The sequence below is a fragment of the Streptomyces sp. RLB3-17 genome, from assembly GCF_007113425.2.
Classification (GTDB): Bacteria; Actinomycetota; Actinomycetes; order Streptomycetales; family Streptomycetaceae; genus Streptomyces; species Streptomyces mirabilis_D.
In genome coordinates this window covers 7,886,736-7,909,672 of the sequence record NZ_CP041610.2, presented here as the reverse complement: position 1 = coordinate 7,909,672, position 22,937 = coordinate 7,886,736, and the positions used below count along the sequence as shown (strand labels likewise).

Annotated in this window: 19 protein-coding genes; 4 read left to right on the top strand and 15 right to left on the bottom strand. The window is 69.5% G+C overall.

Going from position 1 to position 22,937, the window contains the following annotated elements; all coding sequences use genetic code 11:
* Positions 1-4 precede the first annotated feature (4 nt).
* From rplS to proS, 7 genes are all read right to left on the bottom strand, one after another.
* A complete protein-coding gene (gene rplS / locus FNV62_RS35775) occupies positions 5-355 on the bottom strand; it encodes a 50S ribosomal protein L19 (RefSeq protein ID WP_054235359.1) in 351 nt (116 codons plus the stop codon).
* Positions 356-486: 131 nt separating this feature from the next.
* The gene (gene trmD, locus FNV62_RS35770) at positions 487-1,308 is read right to left on the bottom strand and encodes a tRNA (guanosine(37)-N1)-methyltransferase TrmD (RefSeq protein ID WP_097286408.1); all 822 of its coding nucleotides are present in this window, start codon (positions 1,306-1,308) and stop codon (positions 487-489) included.
* On the bottom strand, positions 1,308-1,895 hold the full coding sequence (rimM, locus tag FNV62_RS35765; RefSeq protein ID WP_097286407.1) for a ribosome maturation factor RimM: 588 nt from the start codon (positions 1,893-1,895) through the stop codon (positions 1,308-1,310). The genes trmD and rimM overlap by 1 nt, the downstream gene beginning before the upstream one ends.
* Positions 1,896-2,003: 108 nt before the next feature.
* Complete coding sequence (locus tag FNV62_RS35760; protein ID WP_005479813.1) at positions 2,004-2,243, bottom strand: RNA-binding protein; 240 nt, start codon at positions 2,241-2,243, stop codon at positions 2,004-2,006.
* A gap of 2 nt (positions 2,244-2,245) precedes the next feature.
* Positions 2,246-2,674, bottom strand: a complete 429-nt coding sequence (rpsP, locus tag FNV62_RS35755) for a 30S ribosomal protein S16 (RefSeq protein WP_060901212.1) — start codon at positions 2,672-2,674, stop codon at positions 2,246-2,248.
* 308 nt (positions 2,675-2,982) lie between these two features.
* Positions 2,983-3,579 (bottom strand): hypothetical protein, encoded by a 597-nt coding sequence (locus FNV62_RS35750; protein ID WP_054235363.1) that lies wholly within the window; start codon positions 3,577-3,579, stop codon positions 2,983-2,985.
* Between the two features lie 251 nt (positions 3,580-3,830).
* A complete protein-coding gene (gene proS, locus FNV62_RS35745; RefSeq protein WP_097289227.1) occupies positions 3,831-5,246 on the bottom strand; it encodes a proline--tRNA ligase in 1,416 nt (471 codons plus the stop codon).
* A 199-nt stretch (positions 5,247-5,445) separates the two neighbouring features.
* Between proS and FNV62_RS35740 the strand changes: the two genes are divergently transcribed.
* Complete coding sequence (locus FNV62_RS35740; protein ID WP_143628257.1) at positions 5,446-6,273, top strand: class I SAM-dependent methyltransferase; 828 nt, start codon at positions 5,446-5,448, stop codon at positions 6,271-6,273.
* Between the two features lie 157 nt (positions 6,274-6,430).
* On the opposite strand, the gene ftsH is transcribed toward FNV62_RS35740, so the two are convergent.
* The 6 genes from ftsH to FNV62_RS35710 all read right to left on the bottom strand — a co-directional run bounded on the left by ftsH (position 6,431) and on the right by FNV62_RS35710 (position 16,195).
* Positions 6,431-8,368, bottom strand: coding sequence for an ATP-dependent zinc metalloprotease FtsH (ftsH, locus tag FNV62_RS35735; RefSeq protein ID WP_097286405.1), 1,938 nt, complete (start codon positions 8,366-8,368; stop codon positions 6,431-6,433).
* A gap of 148 nt (positions 8,369-8,516) precedes the next feature.
* Positions 8,517-10,070: a signal recognition particle protein gene (gene ffh / locus FNV62_RS35730; RefSeq protein ID WP_143603048.1), complete on the bottom strand. Its 1,554-nt coding sequence runs from the start codon at positions 10,068-10,070 to the stop codon at positions 8,517-8,519.
* A gap of 161 nt (positions 10,071-10,231) precedes the next feature.
* Positions 10,232-12,682: a [protein-PII] uridylyltransferase gene (locus FNV62_RS35725; RefSeq protein ID WP_054235368.1), complete on the bottom strand. Its 2,451-nt coding sequence runs from the start codon at positions 12,680-12,682 to the stop codon at positions 10,232-10,234.
* 27 nt (positions 12,683-12,709) lie between these two features.
* Positions 12,710-13,048 (bottom strand): P-II family nitrogen regulator, encoded by a 339-nt coding sequence (locus FNV62_RS35720; RefSeq protein WP_054235369.1) that lies wholly within the window; start codon positions 13,046-13,048, stop codon positions 12,710-12,712.
* The gene (locus FNV62_RS35715; RefSeq protein ID WP_060901219.1) at positions 13,045-14,382 is read right to left on the bottom strand and encodes an ammonium transporter; all 1,338 of its coding nucleotides are present in this window, start codon (positions 14,380-14,382) and stop codon (positions 13,045-13,047) included. Before FNV62_RS35715 ends, FNV62_RS35720 begins: the two co-directional genes overlap by 4 nt.
* 337 nt (positions 14,383-14,719) lie before the next feature.
* Positions 14,720-16,195 carry an NsdA gene (locus FNV62_RS35710; protein ID WP_054235371.1) on the bottom strand — a complete coding sequence of 492 codons (1,476 nt, stop codon included), beginning with the start codon at positions 16,193-16,195 and terminating at the stop codon, positions 14,720-14,722.
* A 458-nt stretch (positions 16,196-16,653) separates the two neighbouring features.
* On the opposite strand from FNV62_RS35710, the gene FNV62_RS35705 reads away from it, so the two are divergent.
* Positions 16,654-17,316: a bifunctional DNA primase/polymerase gene (locus FNV62_RS35705; RefSeq protein WP_143628255.1), complete on the top strand. Its 663-nt coding sequence runs from the start codon at positions 16,654-16,656 to the stop codon at positions 17,314-17,316.
* 106 nt (positions 17,317-17,422) lie between these two features.
* Here FNV62_RS35705 and ftsY read toward each other — a convergent pair whose 3' ends face one another.
* Positions 17,423-18,631, bottom strand: a complete 1,209-nt coding sequence (gene ftsY, locus FNV62_RS35700) for a signal recognition particle-docking protein FtsY (protein ID WP_143628253.1) — start codon at positions 18,629-18,631, stop codon at positions 17,423-17,425.
* Positions 18,632-18,760: 129 nt separating this feature from the next.
* On the opposite strand from ftsY, the gene FNV62_RS35695 reads away from it, so the two are divergent.
* Both FNV62_RS35695 and FNV62_RS35690 read left to right on the top strand, forming a co-directional pair.
* Positions 18,761-20,227, top strand: coding sequence for a cytosine permease (locus tag FNV62_RS35695; RefSeq protein WP_144315789.1), 1,467 nt, complete (start codon positions 18,761-18,763; stop codon positions 20,225-20,227).
* Between the two features lie 45 nt (positions 20,228-20,272).
* Positions 20,273-21,244 (top strand): LLM class flavin-dependent oxidoreductase, encoded by a 972-nt coding sequence (locus FNV62_RS35690; RefSeq protein ID WP_143628249.1) that lies wholly within the window; start codon positions 20,273-20,275, stop codon positions 21,242-21,244.
* 87 nt (positions 21,245-21,331) lie between these two features.
* On the opposite strand, the gene FNV62_RS35685 is transcribed toward FNV62_RS35690, so the two are convergent.
* Entirely contained in the window at positions 21,332-22,750 is a 1,419-nt protein-coding gene (locus FNV62_RS35685; protein ID WP_097286400.1) for a sugar porter family MFS transporter, read from the bottom strand.
* Positions 22,751-22,937 lie beyond the last annotated feature (187 nt).

Genomic DNA, 22,937 nt, shown 5'->3' with positions numbered 1-22,937 from the left:
GAGCTCAGTTGTCGCGCTTCTCCTTGATCTTCGCGGCCTTGCCGCGCAGGTCACGCAGGTAGTACAGCTTCGCGCGACGCACGTCACCACGGGTGACGAGCTCGATCTTCTCGACGATCGGGGTGTGCACCGGGAAGGTACGCTCGACGCCGACCGAGAAGGAGACCTTGCGGACCGTGAAGGTCTCGCGGACACCGGCGCCCTGGCGGCGGATGACTACGCCCTTGAACTGCTGCACACGGGAGCGGTTGCCCTCGATGACGCGGACGTGGACGTTGACGGTGTCGCCCGGGCGGAAGGCCGGGATGTCGCTGCGCAGCGACGCGCTGTCGACGGAGTCGAGCAGGTGAGACATTTCGTCTGCTTTCTTCGCTGATGCCACAGGTCATCAACGGGAGCTAGTTTTCCAAGAGGGTGCCGCCGCGTCGGGACGGGCGTCGTGTCCCCCTGTGGCAGGGGCGCCCGGTCTACGCAGACAACAGCGGCCTATTCTTCCACGGCCTCTGGTCTGCGCCAAAATCGACCGTCGGGTTCCGGCTGCCAGCCCAGGATCGAGAGCATTTCGCGGTCCTTCTTGTCGAAGACGGAAGGGTCGCAGCGCTCGATGAGGTCGGGCCGGTTCGCCGCCGTACGGCGCAGGGCCTCGTCGCGGCGCCAGCGGGCGATCTTCCCGTGGTGACCGCTGACCAGCACGTCGGGGATCTCGCGGCCGCGCCACTCCGGGGGCTTGGTGTAGACGGGCCCCTCCAGGAGGTTGGCCATGGCGCCGGGGGCGAACGAGTCGTCACGATGGGACTCGGCGTTGCCGAGAACACCCGGCAGCAGCCGCGCCACGGCCTCCGTGACGACGAGTACGGCCGCCTCTCCGCCGGCGAGTACGTAGTCGCCGATGGACACCTCGTAGACGGGCATCCGGGTCGCGTATTCGTCGATGACCCTGCGGTCGATGCCCTCGTAGCGGGCGGGCGTGAAGACCAGCCAGGGGCGCTCGGAGAGTTCGACGGCGAGTTCCTGGGTGAAGGGGCGTCCGCTCGGCGTGGGTACGACCAGGACGGGCCCGTGGGAGCCGGTCTCGTAGCCGTCGGCCAGGACGGAGTCCAGGGCGTCGCCCCAGGGCCCGGTCTTCATGACCATGCCGGGGCCGCCGCCGTACGGGGTGTCGTCGACCGTGTTGTGGCGGTCGTACGTCCACTCCCGAAGGTCGTGCACGTGCACCTTCAGCTGCCCACGCGCGCGTGCCTTGCCGACGAGCGAGACGTTGAGGGGTTCCAGGTACTCGGGGAAGATCGTGACGACGTCGAGCCGCATCAGGCGTCGGCCCCCGAGGAGTCCTCGTCGTCCTTGGCGGAGGCGTTTTCCGTGTCCCTGGAGGAGACGATTTCCGCCTGGTCGTCGATCAGGCCCGGCGGCGGGTCGATGACGGCCCGCTGCTCCTCCAGGTCGATCTCGGTGACGATCTCCTCGACGAAGGGGATCAACACCTCGGTCCCGTCGGGCCGCTCGACGACGAACAGGTCCTGCGAGGGCAGATGGGAGATCTCCGTGATCCGTCCGACCTCCGTCCCGTCCTTGGTGACCACGTCCAGGTCCATCAGCTGGTGGTCGTAGTACTCATCCGGGTCCTCGGGCTGCTGGTCCGGGTCCACCTCGGCGATCAGGAGGGTGTTGCGCAGCGCCTCGGCGGCGTTCCGGTCGCGTACGCCTGCGAAGCGCAGCAGCAGACGGCCGCTGTGCACCCGGCCGGTCTCGATGGTCAGCGGTCCGGCGGAGGCCGGATCGGTGAGCAGGACGGCGCCGGGCCCGAGCCTGAGTTCCGGCTCGTCCGTACGGACCTCCACGGTGACCTCGCCCTTGATGCCGTGGGCGCGGCCGACGCGAGCGACTACCAGCTGCACTGTGCTTGATCTCCTGTCGATGTACCTACGGCATGGGGTTCGGGGACGACTACGGGCCGGGGACGGCTCGAAAGCCCTCCCCGGCCCGAGCCGGTGCTGCCTGTTACGTCAGCGGACGTGGTCCACGTCGACGAGATCGACGCGGACACCTCGGCCGCCGATGGCACCCACGACGGTCCGCAGAGCGCGGGCGGTACGGCCGTTGCGGCCGATCACCTTGCCGAGGTCGTCGGGGTGTACCCGGACCTCGAGAACGCGCCCACGGCGCAGGTCGCGCGAGGCGACCTGCACATCGTCGGGGTTGTCGACAATGCCCTTCACGAGGTGCTCGAGAGCCTCCTCGAGCATGCTCAGGCCTCGGTCGACTCAGACGAAGAGGACGCGGCCGGGGCCTCGTCCTTCTTCTCAGCCTTCTTCTTCTGGGTGATGGCCTCACCCTTGCCCTCGTCGTCGCCGCCCAGGGCGTCGAACGACGGGCGCGTCGCCTTCGGCTCGGCCACGAGCAGCGGAGCAGGGGCGGGCTCGCCCTTGAACTTCTGCCAGTCGCCGGTCAGCTTCAGGATGGCGAGCACGGGCTCGGTCGGCTGCGCGCCGACACCCAGCCAGTACTGCGCGCGGTCCGAGTCGACCTCGATGCGCGAGGGGTTCTGCACCGGGTGGTACAGACCGATCTCCTCGATGGCCCGACCATCACGGCGGGTACGGGAGTCGGCGACGACGATGCGGTAGTGAGGCGAACGGATCTTGCCCAGACGCTTCAGCTTGATCTTGACTGCCACGGAAGTGGTGTCTCCTGGTCTTGACGTGGTTGGGCACGGCGAGATGGCCGCGTGGGGTTGCGGTACCCGAGTGCCCGATGGACGCGTCAGCCGGAGGAGAGAGGGGTCCTGTGCGGCTGTCGAGTACAGCTAGCCATTGTGCCACACCCTGGCGGGTCGCCTTCACGGGGCAGCGTGCGGTGACCCCCGGCGCCGGATGCCCGGCACCGGGGGTCACCGCCGAGGTCGGCTGCGCACCCGGCTCGGACCGGGTGCCGCCGCGCGGGGCTGACTCCGACTGAGTACGGCTGCCACGAGCAGCCGTCCGCTCAGCTCGCCGCGGCGCCCACGACCTCGGGGATGCGGAACGGCTTCCCGCATCCTCCGCACACGATCGGCGCCTGCGCCAGCACGGACGGGACCACCCGTACGTTGCGGCCGCAGTCGCACACCGCCTTGACGCGGACGCCTCCCCCGGAGGAGCCGTGCCGGGCAGCCGGGCCCCGGAACGAGCGGGCCGTGTCCGCGGCGGTCGCGGCGGTGTGTGCCTTGAGGGCGCGTTGCAGCCGCTCGATCGTCGGGCGGTAGCGACGCTTCGCCTCGGGGTTGAGCGTGACCAGGGAGAAGCCACTGCTGGGGTGCGGCTCCTCCGGGTGGTCGAGGCCCAGCTCTTCGGCGATGGCGAGGAATCTGCGGTTGTGGTACCGGCCGGCGCGCGAAGTGTCGCGGACTCCGCGGGCGGCGGCGATGCCATGGACTGCCTCATGCAGCAGTCGTTCGAAGGAGAGTTCGTGCCCGCAGGCGGACGACGACTCTCCGATCAGGGACTCTGGCGCGGCAAGATCGGGCAGTTCGGGGTGGTGCCGCTGAATGTCGGCCCACGCCCCTGCCAGCTCTGCGGCGAGAACAGGTGGTGTCGTGCTCACGTAATGACAACGAGCCGGGGGGCCTCTGTGTTCCTATTCCGGGGCATCCCAAATAATTTGCACGTACCCGTCAGTTGCCGCTGATGCGTCCGGACGAGGGCGGGTGCGCTGATCTGCGGAGAAGCCTCACAGCTCACACCAAGCCGGTACGTAGTAACGCGTACGCCCCGGCGCGTAGAGGGTGTCCGCGCGCCGGGGCCCCTGTGGTCATCAGATGCGCAAGAGGCGTTTCGGCCTCCCTGCGGGCCTACTCAGTAAGCGCGCGCGACGACCGCGACGTTACCGGGTGCGTCGTCGGTGTCGGGCACCGACCCGTCCTCGGCGACCAGACACCGTACGGTCACGGAGTGCTCGGCGAGCTCGGCCTCGCCCTCTTCTCCGAGGTCGGCCCACGGAATGCGCGCCCAGCCGCCGGCGGTGGCCGTCTCGACGGCCTCCTGGATCGTCGACACCTCCGCGGTGCGGGACTCCCTGCGCTCACGCGACTGCTTCAGAAGCAGCGCCTGGTCCTCTTCGAGGACGGTGGGGAGCAGTTCCACCAGAGCGTCGATGGCGACCGGCTCCTTGCCGCCGGGGATACGGCGGGCCAGCATCGCGGTGCCGTTCTCCAGGTCACGGGGACCGACCTCGACGCGGACGGGGACGCCCTTGAGCTCCCAGTCGACGGCGCGCCGCCCGAACGGGACGTCGGTGCGGTCGTCCACGTGGACGCGTACACCCGCCGCCTTCAACCGGTCGCCGATTTCGCGGACCTTGGCCAGAACCGCCTCGTCGCCCTTGATCGCGAGGACGACGGCCTGAATCTGCGCGAGCCGCGGCGGGACGCGCAGTCCGTTGTCGTCGCCGTGCATCATCACCAGGGCGCCGATCATGCGGGTCGTCGAGCCCCAGGAGGTCTGCCAGACCAGTTCCTGCTTGCCTTCCTTCGACAGGTACTGGGTGTTGAAGGCCTTGGCGAAGTTCTGGCCCAGCTCGTGGCTGGTGGCCATCTGGAGGGCCTTGCCGTCGCCCATCATGCCTTCGAGCGTGAGGGTGTTGATGGCACCCGCGAAGCGCTCCTTGACCGTCTTGCGGCCGGGGACGACATCCATGCCGAGGACGTTCAGCATGAAGTCCTCGTACACCTGGCGGTGGATGTGCGCGGCGAAGTCGCGGGCGTCCTCGTACGTGGCGTGCGCGGTGTGGCCCTCCTGCCAGAGGAACTCGGACGTACGCAGGAAGAGGCGGGGCCGCAGCTCCCAACGGACCACGTTCGCCCACTGGTTGATCAGCAGCGGCAGGTCGCGGTAGCTCTGCACCCACTTCGAGAAGTATTCGTTGATGATCATCTCGGAGGTGGGTCGGACGACCGCGGGCTCCTCGAGCTCCTTGCCGCCGCCGTGCGTGACCACCGCGAGCTCCGGCGCGAAGCCCTCGACGTGGTCGGCCTCCTTGGTGAGGTACGACTGCGGGATCAGCAACGGGAAGTACGCGTTCTGGGTACCCGTCTCCTTGATGCGGGCGTCCATCTCCGCCTGCATCCGCTCCCACAGCCCGTACCCGTACGGTCGGATGACCATGGAGCCGCGCACCGGTCCGTTGTCGGCCAGTTCGGCCTTGGCGATCAGATCCTGGTACCAGCGCGGGAAGTCGTCCGCCTGGGGCGTGAGAACGGGTGCCTTTGCCATGGCGCGATGGTACGGGCACACGTTGCCGGCATGTGAATTCTTGTGCCGCGCGCGGACAGCGCGCAAGCAGCGCGCCACAACCCCTGGACGGCGCGACGAGTGCGGAGTTACCTGACATACGGGGGAAGAGCGAGCGCACTGCACGGGGGCAAGGGAAACGGGGCGCAGCGGCAACTCTCGGCGGATTGGGGCGCTTTCGATGACACCTACGCTCGTGCGGCATCACCTACCTCACGCGGCTGCGCCGCCCCGGGTGGATCCGTGTGCACGCGCGCGTGACTGGGCCGAGATCCAGGAGCGGATGCTGGTGCCGCTCTACGAAGCCGTCTACGAGCGGCTCGAAGTGGGCGCCGGGACGCGGGTCCTCGGCCTGCGCTGCGGTACGGGGCTGGCCCTTCTGATGGCGGCCTCCCGGGGAGCGGCGGTGACCGGCGTCGACTCCTCTTCGCCCGAACGGGTGGCGCTCGCGCGGGAACGGTTACTGCCGGACGGGTGGGGCACACGCGCGCGTGGCGACGCCCGGATCGTGGAGGGGTCCCCCTCGGACCTCGCCGACCCGACGGCGGCCGCGTACACCCTGGTGACCGCGTTCGAGCCGATCGGGTGCGCGCCCGGGGACGCCGAGGAACTCGGGGAGCTGCTGTCGGCGGCGACTCCGCTCGCCGAGCGGGGGGCGGCCGTGGTGCTGGTCGGATGGGGGCCGCCTGAGCGGTGTGCCACGTCCGCGGTGCTGCCGGGCCAGGGGTGCGGGCAGGCTCCTCGCCGGGACGACCTGGAGGAGGTGGCCCAGCGGGCCGGGCTCCGGCCGGACGGGTCCGGGCGGGTGGCGTGTCCGTTCGGGTACGCGGACGTGGAGAGCGCGGTGCGGGGGTTGTTGTCGACCGGGCTGTTCGACGCGGCGGTCGGTGCGACGGATGTGGTGCAGGTCGGCAAGGAGCTGACGGAGGCGCTGCATCCGTATCAGCGCGGGGACGGCACGGTGTGGATGCCGAACGTCTTCAGGTACCTGATCGCTCGCACGGGCTGAGGTCGCCGGGTCCACGCCCCCGCCACCCCTGCCCGTCCCATCCCTGGGGGCTGCGCTCCCAGACTCCCGCCAAAAGATCGCGTAGTTCCCCCCGCCCCTAACAAGGGGCGGGGAACTACGCGAGCAACCCGCGGCCGAACAGATCCGGGGCGGAGTCTCACACCTCCTCCTTCTTCACGCGTGTCACGCCCGCGATCCGGTACGCCTGTGCCTCCTCCAGCGTCTCGTTCGCGAGGAGGGCCTCCGCGAGGGCGTTCAGTTGGTCCCGGTGGTCGCGGAGCTTCTGGCACGCCTCCTCGTAGCACTCGTCGACGATGCGCCGCATCTCGTGGTCGATGGAGTCGAGCGTGGCCGGCGCGGCGGCGAGGCCGTAGGCCTGCTGGGCGTCGCTCGGGAGGGCGGAGAGGCGGCCGACCCGTTCGCTCATGCCCCAGCGGGCGACCATGCCGCGAACGACGTTGGTGACCTGTTCGAGGTCGTTCTCGGAGCCGGTCGTGACGACTCCGTAGACGACGTGTTCGGCGGCCATGCCCCCCAGGGCACCGATGATCCGACCGCGCAGGTACTCCTCGGTGTACGAGTACCGGTCGGTGTCCGGTGTCGAGAGCGTGACGCCCAGCGCGCGCCCGCGCGGGACGATGGTGATCTTGCGAACCGGGTCGGCACCCGGCTGCAGCATGCCGAGAAGGGCGTGGCCGCTCTCGTGGTACGCGGTCCGGCGGCGCTCCTCGTAGGGCATCACCAGGGAACGCTCCGCACCGAGCTGCACCTTCTCCAGCGCCTCGGAGAGGTCCGGCGGCGCCACCTCGGCCTGCTTGCGCTTGACGGCGAGCAGCGCCGCCTCGTTGGCGAGGTTGGCCAGATCCGCACCGGTCATGCCCGGCGTCGTGCGGGCCACCTGGGCCAGGTCCACTTCCGGGGACAGCGGGATCTCGCGGGTGTGGATCCGCAGGATCGCCTCACGGCCACGGCGGTCGGGGGGCGCGACGTTGACGATCCGGTCGAAGCGGCCGGGGCGGGTCAGCGCCGGGTCCAGGATGTCCGCACGGTTCGTCGCCGCGATGACGATGACGCCCTCGAAGCCCGAGAAGCCGTCCATCTCAGTGAGGATCTGGTTCAGGGTCTGCTCGCGCTCATCGTGACCGCCCATCGCCGAGCCGCCGGCCCGGGACCGCCCGATGGTGTCGATCTCGTCGATGAAGATGATCGAAGGGGCCACTTTTCGGGCCTCGGCGAAGAGTTCTCGGACCCGGGACGCGCCCACGCCCACGATCATCTCGATGAACTCCGATGCCGAGGCCGAGAAGAACGGAACGCCCGCCTCCCCCGCCACGGCGCGCGCGAGCAGGGTCTTTCCCGTGCCGGGCGCACCCGCGAGGAGCACACCGCGCGGCATCTTCGCGCCCATCTTGCGGTACTCGTCCGGATTCTTGAGGAAGTCGACGATGTCGTTCAGTTCGCCCTCGACCTCGTCGATTCCGGCCACGTCGGCGAAGGTCGTGCGCTGGGCGCCGGGCTGCAGTTCGACCGGTTTCGGGGGTGCCTTGCGGCCGAGCATGCCGCCCGGGCCTCCGAGGCCCGTCCGCAGCCGCCGGGCGAAGAACATCCACAGCACTACCAGGAGCACGATCGGGGCCAGGGAGATCAGCAGGTTGGAGAGGAAGCTGCGCTGCTGGACCACTGGTGAGGCGGTCACCGTGACCTGGTGTTTCTCCAGGTTCTGCCAGAGCTTGTCGTCCGCGAAGGACGGGCGCTGGGTCTTGAACTTGGTGTACTTCCCGCCGCCGTCCGGATTGGCCTGGGCCGTCTTGAGCTGGCCCTGGATCGCGTCGCCCTTGGAGTAGATCTTGGTGATGTTGTTGTTGTCGACCTGCTTGCTGAACTCCGTGTACGAGATCGTCGGCTCGGTGCCCTCGTTGAAGAAGGACAGCGCCAGGAGGGCGATCACGAACACGACCAGGACGGCGACGACGAGGCCGATCCAGCCCCCGGGCATCTTCCTTCTCCCGGAGGGCGGACCGGTCGAGTCCGGTGGCGTTCCCTCGGTACGCCACGGCTGGTCAGGGTCCTTGCGCGGCGGCACAGGGTTACTCATATGAGGACGTTACGACACGAAATACTCGCCAGCATGCGCAAAAAATGCCACTGGGGGCACTCCTCCGACGAGGGGTGCCCCCAGTGACGTATGAGAACGACCCCGTACCGAGGAAGCCGTACGGAAGCCCCCGTACGGAAACGAACCGTCAGCCCATGAACTTCTTGAACTCGTCCGGAAGCTCGAAGTCCTGAGCCTGCTGCCCGGCCGGCAGACCGAAGGCGCCGCCCGGCTGGGCACCGGCCTCACGGCGGGCCGCGGCCTCTTCCTCCTGCAGCTTGCGCTTCATCGGGTTGCCGGAACGCTGCTTGCCCTTGGCCACCTTCTGCTTCTTCTTGGCCCGGCCGGGGCCGCCACCCATGCCCGGGATTCCAGGCATGCCGGGCATGCCGCCGCCCTGGGCCATGCGGGACATCATCTTGCGGGCCTCGAAGAAGCGCTCGACCAGGTTCTTGACCGCGCTGACCTCGACACCCGAGCCCTTGGCGATACGGGCGCGGCGCGAGCCGTTGATGATCGTCGGCTCATGGCGCTCGCCCGGCGTCATCGACTTGATGATGGCGGCCGTGCGGTCGACGTCGCGCTCGTCGAGGTTGTTGATCTGGTCCTTGATCTGGCCCATGCCCGGGAGCATGCCGAGCAGCTTGCTGATGCTGCCCATCTTCCTGACCTGCTCCATCTGGGCCAGGAAGTCGTCCAGGGTGAAGTCCTGGCCCTTCTTGGACGCCAACTTGGAGGCCATTTTCTCGGCCTCTTCTTGGCTGAACGTCTTCTCCGCCTGCTCGATCAGGGTGAGCAGGTCACCCATGTCGAGGATGCGGGAGGCCATCCGGTCCGGGTGGAAGGCGTCGAAGTCGTCGAGCTTCTCGCCGTTCGACGCGAACATGATCGGCTTGCCGGTGACCGAGGCGATGGAGAGCGCGGCACCACCGCGGGCGTCACCGTCGAGCTTCGACAGGACGACGCCGTCGAAGCCGACGCCGTCGCGGAAGGCCTCGGCGGTGTTGACCGCGTCCTGACCGATCATCGCGTCGACGACGAAGAGGATCTCGTCCGGGGAGACGACGTCGCGGATGTCCGCGGCCTGCTTCATCATCTCCTGGTCGATGCCGAGGCGGCCGGCGGTGTCCACGATCACGATGTCGTGGACCTTGGTCTTCGCGAACTCCATGGAGTCCTTGGCGACCTTGACCGGGTCACCGACGCCGTTGCCCGGCTCGGGGGCGTAGACGGCCACACCGGCGCGCTCGGCGACGACGCTCAGCTGGTTCACGGCGTTCGGGCGCTGGAGGTCGGCGGCGACCAGCAGCGGGGAGTGGCCCTGGTCCTTGAGCCACTTGCCGAGCTTTCCGGCGAGCGTGGTCTTACCGGCACCCTGAAGACCCGCGAGCATGATCACGGTGGGCGGGTTCTTGGCGAACCGCAGGCGGCGGGTCTCGCCGCCGAGGATCGTGACGAGCTCGTCGTTCACGATCTTCAGGACCTGCTGGGCAGGGTTCAGCGCCTTGGAGACCTCGGAGCCGAGGGCGCGCTCCTTGACGTTCTTGATGAAGGTCCGCACGACCGGCAGGGCCACATCGGCTTCGAGGAGCGCGATACGGATCTCGCGGGCCGTGGCGTCGATGTCCGCCTCGGAGAGCCGGCCTTTCCCGCGGAGGTTTTTGAAAGTCGCGCTCAGGCGGTCTGAGAGGGTATCGAACACGGTGGCGTCGGTCCTCGGAGTCGGGGGCGGTTGGGTTGCCCTCCAGGGTATCTGCCCGAAAAGGGTTGGTGTCCCCTGCCCGGTGTGAATACCCGACAGGGACCACGCTCGATGGACGGAGAAAGGACCACGAGGTCACTCCCGCAGCATCTGCCACGAGGTCATCCCCGCAGCATCTCCTCCAGCCCACGCGCCACCGAAACCGCCTCCTCCGCCGGCAGGGGCGCGCCCTTGGGGCCGGTCACGTAGAAGGCGTCCACGGCGTTGGCGCCGAGGGTGGAGACATGCATGCTACGCACCCATACGCTCGCGTCCTCCAGGGCTCGCCCGATGCGGTGCAGCAGGCCGGGAGCGTCGTGGGCGCGGACCTCGATGACCGTCGCGTGGCGGGAGGCGGCGGAGGCGACCGTCACCCGGGGCGGCGGCGCGATCGTGCCCCGGCGGCGCGGATAGGCGGCGTCGCGCTCGGCGAGTCGGGCCGCGATGTCCAGGGAGCCGTCCAGGGAGCGCACCAGGTCGGCGCGCAGCCGGGCGGCCTGTGGCAGGGAGCCGTACTCCGCGGCGACCCGCCAGTTGAGCAGCAGCACCGAGCCCTCGACGCCGTCGGGGAGGTCCAGGGCGCGCAGCTCGGCCGTGCGCACGGTCAGGCGGTGCATCGCGAGGACACCGGCGACCGCGGGGAGCACTCCGGGCTGGTCGGGCACGGCGATGAGCAGTTCCACGCCCAGGGGCTCGGGATCGCCGGTGGGCTCCTCCTCGGTGGGCGGTTCGGTCTGCGCGCGCAGTGCCAGTACGGGGCCGCCGGTGCGGAACGCCTCGATGGCGAGCCGCTCCTGCTCGGCCGTGGGCGCGGCGGCCTCGGGCTCCTCGGGGGCGCCGCCGGCGAGCACGGCGGCGACCCGTTTGACCAGGTCGGCGACGAGGGACCCGCGCCAGGAGGACCAGGCCGCGGGCCCGGTGGCCAGCGCGTCCGCCTCGGTGAGGGCGTGCAGCAGTTCGAGGGTGCTCTGCGATCCGACGGCCTCGGCGACCGAGCGGACGGTCGCCGGGTCCTCCAGGTCGCGTCGCGTCGCGGTGTCGATGAGCAGCAGGTGGTGGCGTACGAGGGTGGCGAGCACCGCCACGTCGGCGCGGTCGAAGCCGATGCGGGCGGCCACGTCCCGGGCGATGATCTCGCCGGCCACGGAGTGGTCGCCGGGCCAGCCCTTGCCGATGTCGTGCAGCAGGGCGGAGACGAGGAGAAGGTCGGGGCGGCCCACACGGCGGGCCAGCTCGGAGGCGCGGACGGCCGTCTCGATGAGGTGGCGGTCGACGGTCCAGATGTGCACGGCGTTGCGCTGCGGGCGGCAGCGCACCCGCTCCCAGTCGGGCAGGAGCCGGGTGATCAGGCCCTCGGCCTCCAGTGCCTCCCAGACCTCGATGGTCGGGCGGCCCGAGCCGAGCAGCGTGACGAGCTGTTCCCGGGCCTCGGCGGGCCAGGGCGTGGGCAGTGGGCGCGCGACGGCGGCCATGCGCCGTACGGCGTGCAGGGAGAGCGGGAGCCCGGCCTGTGCGGCGGCGGCCGCGGCACGCAGCGGGAGTACGGGGTCGCGCTCGGGGCGTGCGGCGCGGGCGAGTACCACCTCGCCGTCCATCTCGACCACACCCTCGGCGAGCGGTGAGCGCTCCACGGCGGGCTTGGCACCGCCGCCGAGCATGGCGCGCAGCCGTGGCCGCACAGCGCGCGACTTGAGCACGCGCCCCACCTCGCGCCAGGTGACGTCACTGGCGTACGACACGACGCGCGCGGCCTCGTACACCTGGCGCAGCAGGGTGTCGGCGTCCAGGAGTCCGAGTTCGGCGGCGACCTGGTCCTGCTCCTGGAGCGCGAGGCGGTCGGTGGCACGGCCGGTGGTGAGGTGGAGGGCGTCGCGGACGTCCAGGAGCCTGCGGCGGGCGTCCGCGAGGCCCTCACGGGGCGCGTCCGCGAGCCAGGAGGCGGCGACGGCACGCAGGGCGGTGGCGTCGCGCAGGCCGCCGCGAGCCTCCTTCAGGTCCGGTTCCAGGAGGTACTGCAGCTCACCCTGGCGTTCGGCGCGCTCGGCGCACAGCTCCTGGAGTTCGGGGAGGCGTTTCGGCGCCTGGTTGCGCCAGTCGGCGAGGATGGCCGTACGCAATCCGGCGGTGAGGCCGAGGTCGCCCGCGATGTGGCGGGCGTCCAGCAGGCCGAGCTGCACCTTGAGGTCCCCGCCCGCGGTCTTGCGTGCCTCGCCGGGCGTACGCACCGAGTGGTCGAGGGCCAGGCCCAGGTCCCAGATGGGGTACCAGATGCGGTCGGCGAGCGCGGCGACCGTGCCGGAGTCGGCGCCGTCGTGCAGGAGCAGCAGGTCGAGATCGCTGCGTGGCGAGAGTTCTCCGCGGCCGTAGCCGCCGACGGCGACGAGCGAGACGCCGCGCAGTCCCTCGGCACCCGCGCCGAAGAGGCCGGTCAGCCATTCGTCCGTGAGTTCGGCGAGGGCGGCACGGCGCGGCGGCCCGGACTGCGCCCCCTCCTGGAGGAGGCGCAGCCGGGCCGCCGCATAGCCGCTGGGTCCCGAGTCCTCTGCTTCCGTACGCATCTCCGTACTCGTCACCCAGTGGCTCCTGTTCTGATCTTCTGTTTAGAGCGCGTCCGGGCCGCGCTCGCCGGTCCGGACCCGGACGGCCGTCTCGACCGGGATGGACCACACCTTGCCGTCACCGATCTTGCCGGTGCGGGCCGCCTTCACGACGACATCGATCAGCTGTTCGGCGTCGTCGTCCTCGGCCAGCACCTCGATGCGGATCTTGGGGACCAGGTCGACGGTGTACTCGGCACCACGGTAGACCTCGGTGTGTCCCCGCTGCCGACCGTAGCCGCTGGCCTCCGTGACCGTGAGACCGTGCACCCCGAAGGCCTGCAGGGCCTCCTTGATCTCGTCGAGCCGGTGGGGCTTCACGACGGCGGTGATGAGCTTCATGCGTCCACCTTCTTGCTCTCCGTACCCGCGAGGGCGGAAACCGAGCCGCCGACGATGCCGCCGCCCGCTCCACTGAAGTCGTATGCGGTCTCGGCGTGCTCGGCCTGGTCGATGCCTGCGATCTCCTCGTCCTCGGTGACCCGCATGCCCATCGTCTTGTCGATGATGAAGGCGAGGATCGCGGAGACGACCAGGGAGTAGCCGAGGACGGCGAAGACACCGGCGCACTGCTTCCAGAACTGGGTGAGTCCGCCGCCGTAGAAGAGGCCCTCGACGGTGGACTGGCCCTTGCCGCTGGCGAAGAAGCCGATCAGCAGGGAGCCGATGACACCGCCGACGAGGTGCACGCCGACCACGTCGAGGGAGTCGTCGTAGCCGAACTTGTACTTGAGGCCGACGGCCATGGCGCACACGACACCGGCGATGGCGCCGACGGCGATCGCGCCGAGCGGGGAGACCGCGCCACCGGACGGGGTGATGGCGACCAGACCGGCGACCGCGCCGGAGGCGGCGCCCAGCGTGGTGAACGCGCCGTGGCGGATCTTCTCGTAGATGAGCCAGGCCAGCATGGCGGCCGCGGTGGCGATCTGCGTGTTGACGAACATCAGCGCGCCGACGCCGTCGTCGTTGCCGAGCCACGAACCGGCGTTGAATCCGAACCAGCCGAACCACAGCAGACCGGAGCCGAGCATCACCAGCGGGAGGCTGTGCGGACGCATCGGGTCCTTCTTGAAGCCGACGCGCTTGCCGATGACCAGGATCACGCCGAGGGCCGCGGCACCCGCGTTGATGTGGACCGCCGTACCACCGGCGAAGTCGATCACGCCGAGGTCGAACGCCCAGCCGCCGGTGCCCCAGACCCAGTGCGCGACCGGGAAGTAGACGACCGTGGCCCACAGCGCGATGAACAGCGACCACGCCGTGAACTTCACCCGGTCCGCCAGCGCACCGCTTATCAGCGCGGGCGTGATGATGGCGAACATCAGCTGGAAGACCATGAAGACGAAGATCGGGATGGTGTAGCCCGGCCACAGCTCCGTCAGGCCGATGTTGCTGAGGCCGACCCAGTCCGAGGTCCAGCCGATGAACGAACCCTTGTCCGCGCCGAAGGCGAGCGAGAAGCCGTACAGCACCCACAGGATCGTGATGATCCCCATGCTGATGAAGCTCATCATCAGCATGTTCAGGGTGCTCTTGACACGGACCATGCCTCCGTAGAAGAAGGCGAGGCCGGGGGTCATGATCAGCACCAGGGCGGAAGCGATGAGCATGAACCCGGTGTTGGCGGCCGAGAGCTTGGGAGCTTCTGCGGCTAGCGTGATGGCTGGTGCCATCGGCGTCTCCTCGTCGTTGGTACGGCCCCGTGCGGGCGAAGCCTGAGCGGTCATGAGGGGTGGGCCGGTTATGCGCCATGAGATTGACGCAGCGCGGTTTCCGTCGACGCCCCTCGATGTTTCGCCGCAGTGACGAAGGCACCTCGTGTGTTACGCCTCCATGAACTGGCTGATACCGGGCGGAGCGATCGTTATCGTGGCGCAACCTTCCCAGAAGGCAAACGAACCGGCCACGGCTGGTCGTCCGATGACCTGGCATGGGGGAGCCGAGTCGGGCGGTTCGGGACGACCGGCCGTGGCCGGGGTACTGGGATCGGACCGCTTCCGCGGCCTGGGCTCAGACCGCTTCCGCGGTCTCGGGAAGGTCGGCGGCGAGCTGCTCGGTGAGGTCCACGACCTCGGCGAGGTCACCGAAGTCGCGGACGGCCGTGTCGACCGTCTTTCGGATACGAGTGTTGACGCGCTCGGAGCGCACCTTCTTGGCGATCGCCATCGCGTCCTTGGCCAATACCGCACTCTGCTCGGGCTCGCGCCGCAGCAGGTGCACGGTGGCCATGCCGATGAGATTGAGTGCGTACGAACGCTGGTGCTCGCCGTCCTTGGCGAAGAGGTCGACGGCCTGCTGCATCAGGGGCTCGGCGAGCGAGGCGTACGTGGGGCTGCGGCCCGCGACGTAGGCCAGGTCGCGGTAGGAGTGCGAGTTCTCGCCGTGCAGCTCGGCCAGCGAGAAGAAGCGGATCCAGTCGGGGTCCGGATCGTCCCAGTCGTGAACGTCCTCGAAGCTGTCCTCGGCCATCCGGACGGCCCGCTTGCACTTTCCGGGCTGGCCCATGTTCGCGTAGGCGCGGGCCTCCATCGCATACAGCATGGCCTGGGTGCGCGGGCTCGCGCAGTCACGGCTTCCGTACTGCGCCAGATGGATGAGTTCGAGCGCGTCGTCGGGCCGGCCGAGGTGGATCATCTGGCGGCTCATGCTGGAGAGGATGTACGAGCCCAGGGGCTTGTCTCCCGCCTCCTTGGCGGCGTGCAGGGCGAGCACGAAGTACTTCTGCGCGGTGGGCTGCAGCCCCACGTCGTAGCTCATCCAGCCCGCCAGCTCGGCCAGCTCGGCGGCGACCTTGAACAGGCGTTTGCTGGTCGCCCCGGGCTGCGGCTCCTGGAGCAGGTCGGTCACCTCGTGCAGCTGGCCGACGACCGCCTTGCGGCGCAGACCGCCGCCGCACTGGGCGTCCCACTGGCGGAACATCACCGTGGTGGACTCCAGGAGGTCCAGCTCGGGCTGGGAGAGCCGACCGGGGCGGCGCGCGGCGGCCGGGGACTCGGGCTCCTCCTGGGGCGCGGCGGGCGAGGGCACCAGCCAGCGCTGCATGGGCTCGATAAGGGCGGGGCCCGCGGCGAGGGCCAGCGAGCTGCCGAGGAAGCCACGCCGCGCCAGCATCAGGTCACTGCGCGAGTACTCGCTGATCAGCGCCACGGTCTGCGGGCCGGTCCAGGGCAGGTCGACACCCGACACGGACGGTGACTGGTGGGCGGCGCGCAGACCGAGGTCCTCGACGGCGACCACACAGCCGAACCGCTCGGAGAACAGCTCGGACAGGATCCGCGGAATCGGCTCGCGCGGATTCTCGCCGTCCAGCCAGCGGCGCACCCGCGAGGTGTCCGTGGAGATGTGATTGGCCCCCAACTGGCGGGCCCTTCGGTTCACTTGCCGTGCCAGCTCGCCCTTCGACCAGCCACTGCGCACGAACCACGAGCCCAACAGCTCATTCGGGCGCTTGTCAGCGTTCGTACCGCTTCCGCCGTTGCCGCCCACTGGAACGCCCCCATCCCTGAGACCACTTGTACGCTGCGTGCGCCAAGCCCTATCAGAATGCCGGTAAATACGGCCGCGCGTCCGGCAGTTCTCACCCTTCGAACGGGAAGCCGACTTGCCTCCGGCATACCCACGAGTGCATACGTCCCCAGGACTCGTGCACTCAAAGTAATCCTACGATCACGCGTCCAGCCATGGCGATCCCGGAAACGCCACCATTCGCCACCCCTTCGAATGAACTCCTGATCGCCTGTACGCGATTCACTTGACATAGGACAGCCAGAAGTGGCGAAACGATGCATTCGGGGGCGCACGCCGCCGGGTACACCACCCGGGACGCTTCCGGGCGCCGCCGGGACCACGTCGCCAACCACGTGACATCCGGGGACGGGAACACACTGAGTGATGTTCCGCGTTCATGGCGTAACCGTTGACGCGTTGGACCCGTTGGAGGGGGCATGGGCTTCACGATCGGCAGCAGTCGGGGAATGCGCGAAAGCCGGCCCGGCACCCGTCGCCGCGGCCGCTCGTCGGAGTGCACCGCGGTGGCCGAGTTCACCGGGCTGTGGGGCTGGGACGTGGTCCCCGGCGCCCGGGCCGCCGCGGGCGCGTGCTCCTGCGGCAAGGCCGGCTGCCCCACGCCGGGGGCGCATCCGCTGGACTTCGCGCCGTTGCTCGAAGCGGGCGCCACGCTCGACGAGGTCTCCGAGACCTGGGGCGAGTTCCCGGGTGCCGCGGTGATGCTGCCGGTCGGCCGCGCGTTCGACGTCATCGAGGTCGCCGAGGCCGCCGGGCGCCGCGCGCTCGTCCGCCTCGAGCGGATGGGACTGCCCACCGGGCCGGTCACCGCGACCCCGGACGGCCGCGCCCACTTCCTCGTCGCCCCCGGCGCCGCGGCCGAGCTCCCCGAGCTGCTCTACCGGATGGGCTGGGACGACGCCTCCCTCGACCTGCACGGCCTCGGCCCCGGTGCGTACATCACCGCCCCGCCCTCCGACCGCGCCGGCCTCGGTCCGGTCCGCTGGCTGCGCTCCCCCGCCCTGGACTCGGCGACGAAGCCGCCGCAGGCACGGTTGCTGCTGGGGACGCTGGCATACGTGGCACACCGGTCGCGGGCGTAGCGACACCGACACCTACACCGACGTCCACAGCAAAGCGCCCGCACCCCGAACTGCACCTCGGGGGCGGACGCTTCCTGGACCACCTACCAACTTCGGGAGGTGGGGGTCACTCTCCGATAAGGGCGTCAACGAACGCCTCCGGCTCGAACGGCGCCAGATCGTCCGCGCCCTCGCCCAGACCCACCAGCTTGACCGGCACCCCCAGCTCGCGCTGGACCGCGATCACGATGCCGCCCTTCGCGGTGCCGTCGAGCTTGGTCAGCACGATGCCGGTGATGTCGACGACCTCGGCGAAGACGCGGGCCTGCACCAGACCGTTCTGGCCGGTCGTGGCGTCGAGGACCAGCAGCACCTCGTCGAGCGGGGCGTGCTTCTCGACGACACGTTTGACCTTGCCGAGCTCGTCCATGAGCCCGGTCTTGGTGTGAAGTCGTCCGGCCGTGTCGATGAGGACGACGTCGGCGCCCTCCTCGATGCCCTCCTTGACCGCGTCGAAGGCGATCGAGGCGGGGTCGCCGCCCTCGGGGCCCCGCACGGTACGGGCGCCCACGCGCTCGCCCCAGGTCTGCAGCTGGTCGGCGGCGGCGGCACGGAAGGTGTCGGCGGCGCCGAGCACCACGTTCTTGCCGTCGGCGACGAGGACGCGGGCGAGCTTGCCGGTGGTGGTGGTCTTGCCGGTGCCGTTGACACCGACGACCATCACGATGCCCGGGGTGTCGAGGTTCGAGTCGGTCTTGACCGTACGGTCGAACTCGGGGACGAGAAGCTGCAGCAGCTCCTCGCGCAGCAGGGTGCGCAGCTCGTCGGGCGTCCGCGTACCGAGCACCTTCACGCGCTCGCGCAGCCGCTCGACCAGCTCCTGGGTGGGCTGCACGCCGACGTCGGCGGTCAGCAGCGTGTCCTCGATCTCCTCCCAGGTGTCCTCGTCGAGGTGCTCGCGCGAGAGGAGCGTGAGCAGCCCCTTGCCGAGCGCGTTCTGCGAGCGCGAGAGGCGGGCGCGCAGCCGCACCAGGCGTCCCGCGGTCGGCTCCGGGATCTCGATCGCGGGAGCTTCGACAACGGGTTCGGGTTCCTCGACGACGACCGGCACGGCCGAGCCGCCCGGGAGATCCACCTCCTCTATCGTCCGGCGCTCTTCGTCGTGCGGGATCTCGGCCTCGTCGCCGATGTGCGGCTCGGCGGGAGGGGCGGTGATGTCGGGCGTGGTGGGGGGCGCCGGGGGCAGCGGCTTCTTGCGGCGACTGCCGATGACGAGCCCGCCGAGTGCGCCGATCACGACCACGGCGATGACTACAGCAAGGATGACGGTTTCCATAACGCTCCCCAGTATCAGTCATCCCCCTCCCGGGAGGGGTTCTCCGTGTCATCGGAGGGATTCCGTGGCTTCCTCCGAGAACACGCTTCGCGAAAGAGTAAAAAACGACACAAAGTATGCTTAATTGCCATGAGGACCACCGACCGCTCCGATGGCACCCTCGACACATCCGCGCACCACGTTCTGGAAACCCGGGGCATCGAGCCCGTCCCCGACGCCGAGCGACACCCGAAGACCCGCGCACTGCTTCCCACCTGGATCGCCGCCAACATCACCGTCCTGCTGCTGACCATGGGCGCGGCCCTGGCCGTCTCCTACGGACTCAATTTCTGGCAGGCGCTGGCCGTCGGCCTCGCGGCGCCGGTCGTCTCGTACGGCCTGGTGGGTCTGGTCGGCATCGCGGGCAAGCGGGGCGGGGCGCCCGGCCTGACCCTGTCCCGCGCGGTCTTCGGCCAGCGCGGAAACCTCCTGCCGGGTTCACTGATCTGGATCGCCCGCTGGGGCTGGGAGACGATCAACGCGGTGACGGGCTCCTACGCCCTGCTCACCGTCCTGAACGTGCTCTTCGGCATCAGGAGCAACACGTTCCTGATCGTCGCGACGCTGCTGGCCTTCGTGGTCGCGACGTTCGCGATCTCGGGCCTCGGCATCAGTGCCGTCCGGACGTGCGGCACATGGGCGACGTGGCTCTTCGGCGGCTTCTCCGTGCTCGTCCTCGGGCACCTGGTCGCGGACACGGACTGGGGCAGGGTCTTCGGACAGCCCGCCGGCCCGACAGCCCTGATGATCACGGGGGTCGGACTGATCGCGGCGGGCGGCATCAGCTGGGCGCCGTCGGCGCCGGACTTCACACGCTATCTGCCGCGTACGGCCTCGTCGGCGGCGATCGTGCGCAATTCGGTGGTCGGCGCCGGCATCGTCGTACTCCCCCTGATCCTGATGGGCGCGGTGATGGCGGTCTCGACGCCGGAGCTGGCCACGGCGGCCGACCCGGTCTCCTTCGTCGGCGCGATCCTGCCGCTGTGGATCGCGGTGCCCTACCTGCTCATCGCTCTGGTCGGCATGCTGCTGATCAACGCGATGTCGATGTACTCGGCGGGCTTCACCGCGCAGACCCTCGGCATCAAGGTGTCGCGGCACCGGGCGGTCGCGGTCAACGCCGTGATCTCACTGATCCTCGGCGGCGTCCTGATGCTGGTGGCGACCTCCTTCATGGGCTCGTTCATCGCGTTCCTGTCGCTGCTCGCGGTCGCGTTCTCGGCCTGGGTCGGCGTCTTCGGCGCGGACATGCTGCGCCGCGAGGAGTACGACGCCGGGGCCCTGCTCGACACCACGCGCACCAGCGCCTACTGGTACCGGGGCGGCTTCAGCCCGGCCGCGGTCGCCGCGTGGGCGCTCGGGCTCGGCTCGGGCCTGCTGTTCAGCACGTCCGACTGGCTCACCGGTCCGCTGGCGTCGAACAACCCCGTCGGCGAGTACGGCCTCGGCTGGGTGGCGACCGTCGCGGTCTCCTTCCTGCTGTACGCGGTGCTGCCGAAGCCCGCGGTGGCGCCTGTGGCGCAACCCGCGAAAGGGTCCGCGACTATGGCTGTCTGACGTACCGTCAGCTACCGTCCCCCTCCACACCGAAGGGGGGCTTCCATGCCCGTAACCGTCGTGCGCTTCAACCTCGTCGACCCCGCCGCCACCCCCGCGTCGCTGAGCGCCCGCTACAAGGCGGCCATCGAGATGGCCGCCCACGCCGACGACCGCGGCATCACCACCGTGCAGACCGAGGAGCACCACGGGGTCGCCAACAACTGGCTGCCCTCGCCGTTCGCCTTCGCGGGCGCGGTCTTCGGAGCGACCCGGCACCTCGCGGTCACCGTCTCCGCGGTCATCGGCCCGCTGCACGATCCACTGCGCCTCGCCGAGGACATCGCCGTGCTCGACCTGCTCAGCGGCGGCCGCCTCGTGACCGTCGCGGGCATCGGCTACCGGCCCGAGGAGTACGCCCTCTTCGACGTCGACTGGAAGCGGCGCGGGGCACTCCAGGACGAGCTCCTGGAGACGGTGCTGAAGGCGTGGACCGGCGAGGAGTTCACCTACCGGGACCGTACGGTACGGGTCACACCGCGCCCGTTCTCCGACCCGCACCCGCTGCTGCTGGTCGGCGGCTCGTCCAGGGCCGCGGCCCGGCGCGCCGCCCGGCTCGGGCTCCCCTTCTTCCCCAGCGCGCACCTCCCCGACCTGGAGGCGTACTACAAGGAGCGGCTCGTCGAGTACGGCACCGAGGGCTGGACCATGATGCCCGCCGCCGAGACCCCGCTGCTGCACATCGCCGAGGACCCGGACCGGGCGTGGGCCGAGTACGGCGGGCACTTCCTGCACGAGGCACGGACGTACGCCTCCTGGCAGTCCGGTGACATCCGCTCGGCGGTGAAGTCGGCTGCCACGACGGTCGAGGAACTGCGCGCGGAGGGCGTGTACCGGATCCTGACCCCCGACCAGTGCGTGGCGCAGGGTCTCGACAACCACGTGCTGCACCCGCTGTCCGGCGGGATGCCGATCGACGAGGGCTGGCGCAGCCTGCACCTGTTCTGCGAAGACGTACTGCCCCGGCTCGGGGATTGAGCCGGGGCAGTACGTCTTACGGGTACGAGGAGAGGGGCAGCGGGGACTTGGCCCTTCTCCTCGAGTCTCGGGGCCTCTTCAGGAGGCTCAGCCCATTTCCTCCAGCGTCTTGCCCTTGGTCTCCTTGACGTACTTGAGCACGAAGGGGATGGAGAGCGCGGCGAAGATCGTGTAGATCACGTAGGTCGCGGAGAGGTTCCAGTCGGCCAGCGACGGGAAGCTCGCGGTGATGGCCCAGTTGGCGATCCACTGCGCGGAGGCGGCGACGCCGAGGGCGGCGGCGCGAATCCGGTTCGGGAACATCTCGCCGAGGAAGACCCAGACCACGACACCCCAGGACAGGGCGAAGAAGAGGACGAAGACATGCGCGGCGATGAGGGCGACCCAGCCCTGCGTCGCCGGCAGCTTGCCGTCCACGAGGTCGTACGAGAAGGCCCAGGCCTCCAGCGCGAGACCGATGGCCATGCCCACGGAGCCGATGAGCGCGAGCGGCCGACGGCCGATCCGGTCGACGAAGATCATGGCGATCACGGTGCCGATGATGTTGATGATCGACGTCGTGAACGAGTAGAAGAACGACTGCGAGGGGTCGACGCCGACCGACTGCCACAGCGTCGAGGAGTAGTAGAACGCGACGTTGATGCCGACGAACTGCTGGAAGACCGAGAGGCCGATGCCGACCCAGACGATCGGCTTGAAGAAGAAGCTGCCGCCGAGCAGGTCCTTGAAGGTCGACTTGTGCTCGCTCTTCATGGCGTGCTCGATCTCGGCGACGCGGGCCGTCAGATCGATCCTGTCGCCCTCGACCTCCTTGAGCACCTCACGGGCGCGGTCTTCCTTGCCCACGGAGATCAGGAAGCGCGGCGACTCGGGGATCGCGAAGGAGAGCAGACCGTAGAGGACGGCCGGGACGACCATGACACCGAGCATGACCTGCCAGGCCTCGAGGCCCATCAGCTTGCCGCGCTGGTCGCCGCCGGCGGCGTTCAGGATGCCCCAGTTGACCAGCTGCGAGATGGCGATGCCGATGACGATCGCGGCCTGCTGGAAGGAGCCCAGGCGTCCGCGGTACGCGGCCGGCGAGACCTCGGCGATGTAGGCGGGGCCGATGACGGAGGCCATACCGATGGCGAATCCGCCGATGATGCGCCAGAAGGCGAGGTCCCACAGCGCGAACGGCAGCGCGGAACCGACGGCGCTGACCGTGAAGAGGACGGCGGAGATCTGCATGCATCGGATGCGGCCGATGCGGTCGGCTATGCGGCCCGCGGTCGCCGCGCCGATGGCGCAGCCGATCAGCGCGATGGCGATGACCTGGGCCAGGGTCGCGGAGCCGATGTCGTATCGGCTTCGGATGGCCTCGACGGCACCGTTGATCACGGCGCTGTCGTAACCGAAGAGGAAGCCGCCCATCGCGGCCGCCGCAGCGATGAAGATGACATGCCCGAGATGTTCGGGGTGAGCCGTCTTGGCTCCTGGCAGGGGTGCCTGCGCGGTGCTGGTCACGTGTAACTCCTCGGGCCACCCGGCCTCGCTGCCGGGGGTGTGGGGGCAAGCCCTTCGGTGGTGGTACCAGTGGCGCACGACTTCGCAGCCCCCACCACCTGAAGGTAAAAGCAACGTTGCAGAGACTATGCCTTCAAGTTTCGAAGTCAACAGTTCGACTGCTGTGAATTTTTCGTACCCAAGCGGT

Bases quoted from the DNA above. Each gene is read 5' to 3' on its own strand.
- rplS (WP_054235359.1), bottom strand. From the start codon at position 355: ATGTCTCACCTGCTCGACTCCGTCGACAGCGCGTCGCTGCGCAGCGAC.
- trmD (WP_097286408.1), bottom strand. From the start codon at position 1,308: ATGCGGCTCGACGTCGTCACGATCTTCCCCGAGTACCTGGAACCCCTC.
- FNV62_RS35760 (WP_005479813.1), bottom strand. From the start codon at position 2,243: ATGCTCGAGGAGGCTCTCGAGCACCTCGTGAAGGGCATTGTCGACAAC.
- proS (WP_097289227.1), bottom strand. From the start codon at position 5,246: ATGGCAAAGGCACCCGTTCTCACGCCCCAGGCGGACGACTTCCCGCGC.
- FNV62_RS35740 (WP_143628257.1), top strand. From the start codon at position 5,446: ATGACACCTACGCTCGTGCGGCATCACCTACCTCACGCGGCTGCGCCG.
- ftsH (WP_097286405.1), bottom strand. From the start codon at position 8,368: ATGAGTAACCCTGTGCCGCCGCGCAAGGACCCTGACCAGCCGTGGCGT.
- FNV62_RS35720 (WP_054235369.1), bottom strand. From the start codon at position 13,048: ATGAAGCTCATCACCGCCGTCGTGAAGCCCCACCGGCTCGACGAGATC.
- FNV62_RS35715 (WP_060901219.1), bottom strand. From the start codon at position 14,382: ATGGCACCAGCCATCACGCTAGCCGCAGAAGCTCCCAAGCTCTCGGCC.
- FNV62_RS35705 (WP_143628255.1), top strand. From the start codon at position 16,654: ATGGGCTTCACGATCGGCAGCAGTCGGGGAATGCGCGAAAGCCGGCCC.
- ftsY (WP_143628253.1), bottom strand. From the start codon at position 18,631: ATGGAAACCGTCATCCTTGCTGTAGTCATCGCCGTGGTCGTGATCGGC.
- FNV62_RS35695 (WP_144315789.1), top strand. From the start codon at position 18,761: ATGAGGACCACCGACCGCTCCGATGGCACCCTCGACACATCCGCGCAC.
- FNV62_RS35690 (WP_143628249.1), top strand. From the start codon at position 20,273: ATGCCCGTAACCGTCGTGCGCTTCAACCTCGTCGACCCCGCCGCCACC.